This window comes from Methanosarcina spelaei (genome assembly GCF_002287235.1).
In the GTDB taxonomy this organism is placed as follows: domain Archaea; phylum Halobacteriota; class Methanosarcinia; order Methanosarcinales; family Methanosarcinaceae; genus Methanosarcina; species Methanosarcina spelaei.
The window spans coordinates 1-10,441 of record NZ_LMVP01000071.1 but is presented as its reverse complement, the minus strand read 5'-3'; the positions used below and the strand labels follow the sequence as shown (position 1 = coordinate 10,441).

The 10,441-nt window shown below is 37.9% G+C and carries 9 protein-coding genes and 2 pseudogenes; 5 read left to right on the top strand and 6 right to left on the bottom strand.

Translation table 11 applies throughout. The features are described from left to right. Positions 1–179: 179 nt before the first annotated feature. The 5 genes and pseudogenes from ASJ81_RS05405 to ASJ81_RS05385 form a co-directional block, all read right to left on the bottom strand. Entirely contained in the window at positions 180–464 is a 285-nt protein-coding gene (locus tag ASJ81_RS05405) for a tyrosine-type recombinase/integrase (protein WP_170943210.1), read from the bottom strand. 553 nt (positions 465–1,017) lie between these two features. Further along, on the bottom strand, positions 1,018–1,698 hold the full coding sequence (locus ASJ81_RS05400; protein WP_170943209.1) for a TetR/AcrR family transcriptional regulator: 681 nt from the start codon (positions 1,696–1,698) through the stop codon (positions 1,018–1,020). A 219-nt stretch (positions 1,699–1,917) separates the two neighbouring features. Continuing rightward, a complete protein-coding gene (locus ASJ81_RS05395) occupies positions 1,918–2,838 on the bottom strand; it encodes an SAM-dependent methyltransferase (RefSeq protein ID WP_095643597.1) in 921 nt (306 codons plus the stop codon). A gap of 508 nt (positions 2,839–3,346) precedes the next feature. Further along, positions 3,347–4,408 (bottom strand): annotated as a pseudogene (locus tag ASJ81_RS05390) (IS1634 family transposase); the annotation flags it as partial. A gap of 275 nt (positions 4,409–4,683) precedes the next feature. Beyond that, positions 4,684–5,181, bottom strand: a pseudogene (locus ASJ81_RS05385) (IS1634 family transposase); the annotation flags it as partial. A gap of 697 nt (positions 5,182–5,878) precedes the next feature. Between ASJ81_RS05385 and ASJ81_RS22635 the strand changes: the two are divergent. The 5 genes from ASJ81_RS22635 to ASJ81_RS05365 all read left to right on the top strand — a co-directional run bounded on the left by ASJ81_RS22635 (position 5,879) and on the right by ASJ81_RS05365 (position 9,784). Then, the gene (locus tag ASJ81_RS22635) at positions 5,879–6,031 is read left to right on the top strand and encodes a hypothetical protein (RefSeq protein ID WP_170943208.1); all 153 of its coding nucleotides are present in this window, start codon (positions 5,879–5,881) and stop codon (positions 6,029–6,031) included. A gap of 297 nt (positions 6,032–6,328) precedes the next feature. Continuing rightward, positions 6,329–6,628: an NHLP leader peptide family RiPP precursor gene (locus ASJ81_RS05380; protein ID WP_095643594.1), complete on the top strand. Its 300-nt coding sequence runs from the start codon at positions 6,329–6,331 to the stop codon at positions 6,626–6,628. A 334-nt stretch (positions 6,629–6,962) separates the two neighbouring features. Beyond that, the gene (locus ASJ81_RS05375; RefSeq protein WP_095643593.1) at positions 6,963–8,444 is read left to right on the top strand and encodes a radical SAM/SPASM domain-containing protein; all 1,482 of its coding nucleotides are present in this window, start codon (positions 6,963–6,965) and stop codon (positions 8,442–8,444) included. 678 nt (positions 8,445–9,122) lie between these two features. Further along, positions 9,123–9,431: a nucleotidyltransferase family protein gene (locus ASJ81_RS05370; RefSeq protein WP_095643592.1), complete on the top strand. Its 309-nt coding sequence runs from the start codon at positions 9,123–9,125 to the stop codon at positions 9,429–9,431. Beyond that, positions 9,428–9,784, top strand: coding sequence for a HepT-like ribonuclease domain-containing protein (locus ASJ81_RS05365; RefSeq protein WP_095643591.1), 357 nt, complete (start codon positions 9,428–9,430; stop codon positions 9,782–9,784). The genes ASJ81_RS05370 and ASJ81_RS05365 overlap by 4 nt, the downstream gene beginning before the upstream one ends. A gap of 135 nt (positions 9,785–9,919) precedes the next feature. Here the strand turns inward: ASJ81_RS05365 and ASJ81_RS05360 are convergent, their stop codons facing one another. Further along, a complete protein-coding gene (locus tag ASJ81_RS05360; protein WP_095643590.1) occupies positions 9,920–10,216 on the bottom strand; it encodes a nucleotidyltransferase family protein in 297 nt (98 codons plus the stop codon). Positions 10,217–10,441: the final 225 nt, after the last annotated feature.

The following is a 10,441-nucleotide window of genomic DNA, read 5'->3' as shown; positions in this document are numbered from 1 at the left end:
ATTAAATCATAAAACCCAAAATTTTAAATTTTTCTATTGCTGTTGACAGTTAACAACATTATTTTAACTGAAAAAATTGCTATATCTTAGTTTTCAGACGTGAAATGTCGACCTGACGAATATAAGGTAATCCCTTCGTTTTGTCCAATCACAAATGAAGGTAGGTGAGTCTATATCTCTCATTTCGTAATCAGAGACAAGCTCTGATAGTGCCTAAGACTTGTAATGGGGTCATGTCCCTGACGAGAGTAAATCTCAATCTCTGGAATCCCTGCCTTCAACATCCATGATTCAATTGTTTTTCTCGGAGTCTTTGGATTAACCTTTGGGCTTATCCCTGCTTTCTGGCTCCATCTTTCTAAGTTCTCAAACCATGTTGTACGTTCCGGTGGTCTTCTCCCCTCAACAAAGGCCTTGAAGATGTAAGGGAAAGTTGCAGGCAGTTTGTCAATGGTACGTTTCACTAGTTTTTGTTTTACCTTCCTTTGCGCCTCTTTTGGAAGTATAATCTGGTTTCTTTCTGTGTAATACCATTCCTCGTGGTCATGTAGCCTTTGAAGCTCTACCTATCTGAGGCCTGTGATGGTATTCACTTCAAAAATAGGCCTGAACTTTATAGGAATAAAATTTACAAACTTATCATATTCAGCAACTGTTAATACCTTTGTACCATCAGCTGTAACCAAACCGTTTTCCATAATTATTAATATACAAACATTTTATTGATATGTTGGATTTTTTCCCTTTATTTGGGAATTATTCTGTAATTTCTCTTCCAAAAATTAGCCAAAACCCTAACATTCTATAAGAAAATGTTCGCATTTTTGGCACTGTGAGATCTATGGCTGCTAAAATTATACAAATGTATGATGTTGTTAGTGATTTGCTTCCAAAAATGAATAATATTTATATAGCAGCCGCAGACTTCACAGAACCTTTGTTAAGATTTTGAAATAATTTTGAGTAAAAAAAGATATAAAAGTTGATGGATGTAATAGGTTATGTTAGGAACTATAGTTAGAGTTTATCGGAAGCGCGGTCGCCCAGATCCGCTTCATACGCTTCCGGGCGTTTCCCGATAGCATTACCGATAAAGAAAAGGAAGTCTTTCACAAACTGCTGATAGCTGATTCCTTCGGCTTCGAGCATTATTTTCCAGCCTGGTTCCAGGCAGACAATGCTGTTGGTCATAAGGGCCACAAAAAAAGCAAGTTCCGTCGGATCAATATCGTTACTGATCGTTCCATCCTCAGCACCAGCTCTATATACTGAACTGTGCAGAAGAAGATCCACTTTCATATGTTCCATGAAGGTATGTATATCTTCATTCCCAAGCTTCCTGAACAGTTTTGGTCCATTGGTGCACACCATCTGATAATATTCCTTGTTTTCATGTACGAATTCAAAGTATCTTTTTCCCATCAACTTTGCTTTCTCCCGGCCAGATAGCTTTAGATCTGTGCATTCTCGAAAAATTTCATGCAGCTTGTTCATCTTACGTAAAATGATGGCGAAGAGCAGCGCATCTTTGTTCTTAAAGTAAATATAAAGAGTGCCTTTTCCAAGTTCTATTTCTTTCGCGAGTTCTTCCATGGACACGCTATCGAAACCCCTGGAGAAGAACAATTTCTCAGCGGTATCGAGAATAGCATTCTTCCTTTTTTCCTTTTCTCTTTCTTTTCTGTCAGCAACAGCCATTGTCTTCACCTTTATAACTGTGCTATGTATGACTTTTGGCCATGACATAGGCTGGAGTTATATTATATGCTGGTTCCGCTGACCAGCATTGTGATCCTAAATTTGCTCGTAAATGGTAAATTCGTTTTAAAACTGACTAACTAGTCAGATTTTATTTCCTTTGAGTTGAATAAGGTAGTTAATAGTTATTATCCCTTTAAGATGGTTGCAAAGCAATGTTCATTCGATAACCGCGTGTGCAAAGAAGAGGAGACTGCATACTTCTCTGTTTTTGTTTGTTCCATGGAAGTACATTTTTTTGTATTCTTCAGCAGTTACATTCTGAACTCTGGAATATCCTTTCTTAACAAGAAAAGTCTCGACCATTTCTTCTTTAATACCAAATTTAAGAGGCTCTCCTTGTTGTGCCACAAAGTTCCTGATATTCTTTCCAACTTCTAGTTCACATGTTCCATTAACTACAGATTCAGGATAAAAATCGAATAGAATCGAACTGCCCTTGCCTGAGTTTTTCGAAATAAATGATAATGTCTTATCAACCGATTCAGGAGGAAGATACATAATAAGCCCTTCCATGATGAAAAGGGTCTTTTTTGACCTTTCATATCCGTAATTAATCAACTTTTGTTCTAGAGTGTCGGTTTCAAAATCGATAGATACGAAGGTAACATGATCTGGAAGAGAACCGAAGATTTTCTTTAATTTTTCCACTTTTACGAATTGGGTATCTGGATGGTCCACTTCAAATACCTTGACTTTGCCTTTCAAGTTTTCTATCCTATATGCTCTGGTATCATATCCTGCACCCAGAATGACTAGCTGCTCAAGCCCTTCACTGATTGATGTCCTGATAAAGTCATCAAAATATCTGACTCTAGCTCGAATAGAATTAGCATGGCCTGGTAAGAAATGCTCCATCTGTTCCAACGCTGCTTTTGCTTGCTCGGGGTTTTTTGCTGCAAATTCTAATATTGCGGGGTTCACAAAATAAACCGCATACGGATCATAAAAGATTCGTTCTTCTTCAGACTTATTTGATTCATCGACTCGTTGGAGGGCAATTCCCTCGGCCATTTTGCTGGGTCCTTTTCTCTTCAAGTTTGTTCCATTTGAAACCGTGAAGCTTTTTGGTTCCTGCATTAAATGCTCACCTCTTGTTATTATCGTCTGCTGCTGTTATCTCCACCTTTATTCTGATTTTTCATGTGATATTAGTCAAATATTCATATCTAACATTTTTCCGATTGTCATCAATATTCATCTGATGTTCATTCGATCTATGCATTATTATTGTGTGAATGGCACCGGATTGAACAATGCAAGTGACCAATGGGCACAATATGACTATAGGTCATAAACCTATTTAATAATTTTTCTTCTTATAGGTAGTACCACCGAATCTATCACAAAGGGCAAAGTAGGTCAGTATATCCATTTAAATTCTTATGGAAGAAGAAATATACAGATTTGAGCATTTTATAAAATTCAAAATAAGTATGCTAAGGCTCAGCGTAAAGATTAAGCAAATTTTGCTTAATTAAGAAAATTGAGTATGTTTAAATCAACTATTTAACTATTTTTAATAGAAGGCTTCGTACTATGGGCGATATAGCTACTGATGATGGATTTAATCCTAACTTCCGCCTTTTTAAGCGCATAAATTCAATTTTTCCATAATTTCTTTTTGTTTTCTTGTGAGTTCTGTAATTATTACTTCCCCATTTTGCAGTTTTATTTTCCTTATCTTTTCAAGCTCTAAGAGTATACTTTCTACAGTATATTCCTCGATAATCTTAGTTTCCCTCATTATATTGAGTAGTCTCATTCTGATTATGAGTCCGATGAAACAGATAAATATGAACCCCTTTGTTGTTGAATCTTTGTTTGTGTTTAGTGGAAGTGATTGAATATCATTCTTCATTGTTTTAAATCCTTTTTCGACAATATCCCTCTCTCTGTATGTGGTAAGACATTCCATCCAGTCACGCTCTCCATTGTAAAAAAGGAAAAACTTCCCCATTCTGTTTACTCTCTGAGATACCGCATTTTTCTTTATATTAATCCTGAAATGGTCATCTATCCATTCCCATGAATAGAAGCCTGCCATTTCCCTTGCTCTCTCTTTGAATACTTCTTCTGCTTTTCTCCATCCTGGAATCGCTGTTTTTTCTAGTTTTTCCTTCACATCATAAAGACGAGAGTAAAATACGCTCTTCTCTTCCAGTTCTCTTTTTGGATCATAGAAACAGTATCCATTAATTGTAAACTCCTTTTGTTCAAGAATAACTGGTTTTACAAATATGGGTTTCTTGTTAAACTTGTGAAGGTACTGTGGGCTTTCAATGTCTTTTTGTGCCGAACTCATAAGCTCCTTGACACTTTTAAGTGTCATAGTAGCCGATATGATAAAAGGAATTTTTTCATGGAGCAACTCTTCAATGTTGCCCTTGCTGAAAAATCCCCTATCCATCACAAGAGTATAATCTTCCACCCCGTAAGCTTCTATCTTTTTGATCGTGTTTTTAAGGGTTGTGACATCAACAATACTTCCTGGATAGATGTCATACATCACAGGAATGCCTTTTTCTTTATCCACAATCATGGAGAGATTTATTTGCGGGAGATCAAAATTATCTCTATTATATCCGTATTCGAGAAGATTTATCAGTTGGGAGTAACTCGAAAAACTGGTAAGATCATATACTAACCTATATTCGGCAGGTCGACATTTCATTGTCTATAATTTTTACTGATAACGATTTTGAAATGATGCTCTATAATTGTGTGTAGTTATTAGGTTTACATATGATCCAAACATAATCTCTCATACTAAACTTTAATGGAAAAATGATTCAGTGTTTATATGTGTTGTGGGACTTGAGCCACACGTTAACCAGCTTCAAATCTAATGTGTATTTATTAAATGTTCAAAAACGATATCAGAAAAAATATTTAAATTCCTTATGTCGACCTGCCGAATATAGGTACTAATGTGCGTTTTGTCCCAAGATTTCTGAGCATTTTGCCCATAAATGTAGATGGGATGTCACTGTCTCCTACTTTAGCCAGTAAGTTGCTAATATTTTGACTTTTCAGAGGTAACTCAGGCCACTCAAGGGAAAGAACAGAATTCTCGTACCAGGTTTTAAGGTTATACATAGCTGTGGGACGAGCTATACGATTGAATGCTATTGAAAGTATCATGTTCCTGTCTTTTCCGTTGAACAGGTCTCCAAGATACTCTCCAATCCGGAGTTCGTCTGTTATTTTCTGTAAGGGGAGAAGCTCACCATAGTTATATGCTTTTAATGGTTTGCTGGAAGGTAAAGGCATTTCCTTATTGGAATTCAATGTATCTCGAACTCTAACAGGTTTACCATTTATGTTTCTACCGACGTATTTGGATCGATGGCGAATCTGTTTCTTTTCGTTGTCATAGTAAGGAATATCTTCATACCAGCCTACATTCGGCAGCAAGCACATTCTAACACTTAAATATTCTTCATCATTAGTTTTTGTAGTTTCAGTTAAAAATCAGTATCATGAGGACTAGATATCTATTCTGATTTGTCGTTTCTCTCCTTTTGTTACAAATATATATTAATAATGTTATGGTTAACATTTAGTAATTTTTAATTTAAATTTAATTTAAATAGTTCTGAAAAAAACGATATCAATAGAAAAATTGAATGAATTTTTATGTCGACCTGCCGAAAGCAGGTACCAGTATTCAATTCCATTTATTTTTTTGATACGGAGTGTAGATTTCATATGCGCTTATAATATAAGCGCATAGTTGTATTTAAAATTTTCAAATTGAAGGTCAAAAGAGGGAAAATTCATGCGCATCTGCGCATGAATTGAGGTGATTCTAAAGGAAAAGAAGATTATGCGCTTAAAATTTGGGAACTAAGGTTTAATACGTATGGCTTTAAAGATCTGAAATTTTCTAACGGATATGGCAAAATCGGGAACAAAATCGTTAAGGTAAGCATTTACTGTCCTGCAAAAAATGAAAATTTCGAGAGTGAAAGTACTGAACTTTTCCCCAAGCTGAATATCTCCGAAAAAGTCGGGGATAAATGGCAGAATGCAAGCTTTGAACTTTCTGATCTTGAAGTCTTAGTACAGCGTTTTTCCATGTACAGACAGGCCCTCCTTGATGCGGGAGGTGCTACGAATGGATCAGATCGAGAGCAAGGAAGTCAAGAGAAATAAAGCTATCAGGGTTATTGCCCTGGCTCTGCTTGTATTCGGTTTAATTACTGCCCCTGCTTCTGCCGGATATACCTTTACTGGTAATCTTTCAGACATCGGGCAGGTTTTACATTAGAACATTGTTGACTGGATCTTATGCTTAATATTACAAACCTAAAGTGACTTTATGTACTTTACATTTGAATTGATTCTTTGCACGAAGGTAGAATCATGTTCTTTCTCAAAATATTATATGGGAAAGCTTAAGGAATATTAATTAAACTAATATAATCGTAGTTTTATAATACAACCATGATACAACCTAACGAGATATTGCAGCTATAAATGCTGAAATTTCTAAGAACTTATTGTAAATACGAACGTTTATAGTTGTTTCTTTAAGGTAAAAGAAAATTCTAAAGAGGGGGGTATAATGAATAAGCAAGAACAAGGCAAAAAGATAGGTCAGGTTATTACTAAAGCTTGGAATGACGAGTCCTTCAAACAGCGGCTACTCGCAGACACGATGGCTGTGCTTAAGGAAGAAGGAGTTGACGTGCCGGCGGGTTTGGAGGTGCGGGCAGTAGAGAACACCGAAAAATTGGTCCATATGATCATACCATTGAAGCCGGTTTCAGAAGAATTTAAGGCTGCAAAGCTCCTATTAATTGCACAGGACAGTGGATTCCATGTCATAGGTTGTAGTTGTTGGCAAGGCGAGGGAATTACCTAATTTATCGGAGGCTTGGGATAGAAGATGCCCTAACCCAGCTTGAAACTACATTGCGGAAATGATAATTGCGATCAGAACCGCGATCAAAACCCTTGATGGTTGCCGTTACACTCAAGCCGTAAGTATCCTCACGTCCGCGGAGGGCAATTCCGCTGATCCGCAGTTTTCTTAAAGATGGAAACCACTTGGCGCGGAAACTTCCTTTCCTGGATGCAGTTCCTGCATATTGCCCGGACCTTTTAGTCCGTCAGAACTGGGTGTGCAAAAATGCCTTGCATCGCATCATATAGGAGGAGATTTGATAGATTGATTATTTTGGAGCGGAAGGAGGAAGATGTTAGGCTCTTACGAAATAGAGTATGAAGGGCGAAGATACTTCAGCAACGTCGTGTTGCGAGAATACCATATTTTCGAACATGATAATGCACATTATCTGGTCGACGTGGGCAATAAGGCGGTCTCCCCAATCTCCGCCCGGTTGGCATCTATGATCAAGAAGGTGGATTCAGCTTTCGGCTGTCTGATTCCGGAATCCGCCATGGAGGAGTTGCGCAAATTAAAGCTGGTTACCGGAGAGGAGGAGGAGACGTCCGAAGCTGTGGCGGATGGCGAGTCGATAGGATCATACGAGGAATTCGAGTATCCGGTGGTTAACATCTCCCTTTTCCTTGCGCAAGAGTGCAATATGCGCTGTGTCTATTGCTATGGTGGCGGGGGGCATTATGCTGGAAAAGGAATGATGACGGAAGAAACGGCGTTCCGAGCGGTTGACTGGCTGATGGAAAATTCCAAAAAAGCCGAAAGCGTAAGTATCAGTTTTTTCGGGGGAGAACCCTTGATGAACTTTTCCTTGATGAGAAAAATCGTGCCTTTCGCCAAAAGACAGGGAATGAAAAAAGGGAAGCAGGTCTTCTTCAGCATCACAACTAACGGTTCGTTGTTGAATGAGGAGATCATCACATTTCTCAAGGAAGAAAAGATAAGAACCTTTATCAGCTTTGACGGTCCGTCCGAATACCAAAACAGTCAGCGTCCCTTCAAGAACGGTAAGGGATCGTATGATAAGGTCTCCGCAAATATCCAAAAGTTGCGGGCGGTTATCCCCCACCTGACGGGCCGAGCAACACTTTGTGGTGAGGCCGACCCTTTTCGGGTCAAAGAGGGGATGGAGCGAGCTGGATTCACAACCTGTTTTATTACCAAGGCTTCCCCCGTGCTTCTGAACACGCAGCTTGCAGATATTCCCTCGGCCAGAGAAGAAGCCTTGCAACGAATGCTGGCGTTTAACCGCAAGGAAATGGAGCAATTGCTCGTCGCTATAAGGGCAAGAGCGATCGATAAAAATTATCTGCCGGGTCTCTTGTACGTCATGGCAGAAATGGATTTCGGGCAGAAACGCTACTATGGATGCGGAATTGGTAAAGGTATGGTCGCCATCTCCACAAACGGAGATATCTATCCCTGCCACAGGTTTGTGGGGATAGAGGAATTGCGTTTTGGGAATATCGCAGACTACCATATTGAAGGGTTAAACGACTATTGGCGGGCGGTCGTGGATCATTTGCCAGAATGCTGGAGTTGCTGGGCGCGCTATTTCTGCGGAGGCGGCTGCTTCTACAACAACAAGGCGCATACTGGGGATATGCACAGACCTGACTCCCTGTATTGTCGCGAAACGAGGGCAATGATCGAAGGCCTGATCCATCTCTTTTGTGACTTGAGCAAGGATGACAAGGAGTTTCTAAAAGGCGTCATTAAGTATGTGACCGAGGAGCGAATCTTTAAAATGCCCATCAATCCAACAATTAATAAGTGATAATAGGGGGATCCAGCCAACATTTTAACGAAAATATATTTTAAGCCTTTTACAGCGATCTGATGACGGTTTTCTCCTATAGTTCATGTTTCCACAGTTATCCATATTTTCGAGAAATATTACTTTGGCAATAACGCAAATCAAAAAGTCTGTTGATCTGCCAGATGATTTGAAAAGAAGCTTGCCGATGCTCTGAAGAAGAGAAACTTTGTAGCACACCATTATTTCTGGAATCGTGCCATGAAGATGAACCATACGCGAGGGCAAGAAGAAATGATTGCTGAACTAAGGAGTCGTCACAGAACAAACTATGCATAAGTTTCGATTGGATGCCTTGATTTTCAAGATCATTATCACCAATTAAAAATTAACTTTATGAAAAGTTTGCCTAATCTGTTTTGTGACAGTCACTAAGTCAATTGAGTACGTATTTTCGAGAGATGGAACAGGCAAGAAAATGTAATAATTTTCCTAAAAACTACCATGTTCTTTCCCTGATCATAATCGATAGTTCTTAATAGCGGCTTTATTTAAATATTAATAAAGTAATTTCAAAGACGGTAGGTATACTATCGATTAGAGAAAATGACAAATATATACTATGCATATCCTCTTTAGTGGCAAATTCACTGCTTTGCCATTATTTGTGTGTAAAATGTTTGGAGGACTCAATAGACAATGCTTTCTCAAGAGCTAAGAGATTCAGAGTACTTTATCAAGATATTAAGGCAACATCTGCCTGAATTAAAAGAAAAGTATAGTGTGAGTTATATTGGGATCTTTGGATCTTATATTCGTGGAGAGCAGACCAAAGATAGCGACCTTGATGTGCTAGTACAATTTGATAAGAAACCAGGACTTTTAAAATACATTGAACTAGAAAACTATCTAAGTGATCTCTTAGGGATAAAAGTTGATTTAGTAATGAAAAGTGCACTTAAACCTAATATAGGAAAGCGAATTCTAAATGAGGTAAAAACTCTATGAAAGCGGAGAAAAGAGATCCTATAGATTTTCTAGTGGACATACTTGAGTCAATTGAAAATATAGAAAATTTTATTGAAGGATTTGATTTTGAAGAGTTTTCTAAGGATAAAAAAACAATATATGCAGTGGTACGAGCTCTTGAGATCATTGGAGAAGCGACAAAAAATTTGCCGGATTCACTAAAAATTAAGTATCCTGAAGTTCCCTGGAGAGATATGGCCGGATTTCGAGACAAAGTAGTACATGGTTATTTTGGTGTTGATCTTGAGGTTGTTTGGGATACGACAATTGAAGATGCTCCTTCTTTGAAGCCTTTAATAACAAAAATTCTAGACGAAACGAAAAAAGATTAAGTTAATTTCTTAATATGGGGTACAATAGAACTCTTTTTTTAGAATTTACGTTTGTAAAAGCTGTTTATATTTTACTCATCTTACTTCAGAAATAAAAATAGAGGATGTGACTAAGGTAAATCGAGTCATTTTTTCTCATACAGAGATCACTTTTGCTTCTTTATTAATTCCTTCAATAAGGTATGGGCTTATCGACCTTTCGGTTAGTAAATCGACTTTTATTCCAAGAAATTCCGATAGTTCTCTCTCAATTCTTACCATAGTGAGCAGACCTTTCGTTTCGGAAAACTCTACAAGAACGTCGATATCACTTTCCGTTCTTTCTTCCTCTCTTGCATAAGAGCCAAAAATAGCTACCTTTGTTGCTCCTTCTTTCTTGAGGAATGAAGATATTTTTTCGAATAACTCTTTACTCTGGGAAGCACTCTCCATATCAGCATAATTTCGCTTGTTACAATTAAACATATCCTGATGAAAGAGAGCCGCTTGTTTTATCTTAGAATTTTGGCTCTTCGTTGTTTTGTGTGGATATTCTCATAATATTCTCATAAAAACCAACACGGCTTTGAATTGAAAACTATCTTATCCATAAGGAATGACGAAGAGCCATATACATTAGATTTAAAGCTGGTTAACGTGTGGCTCAACTCCCACGAC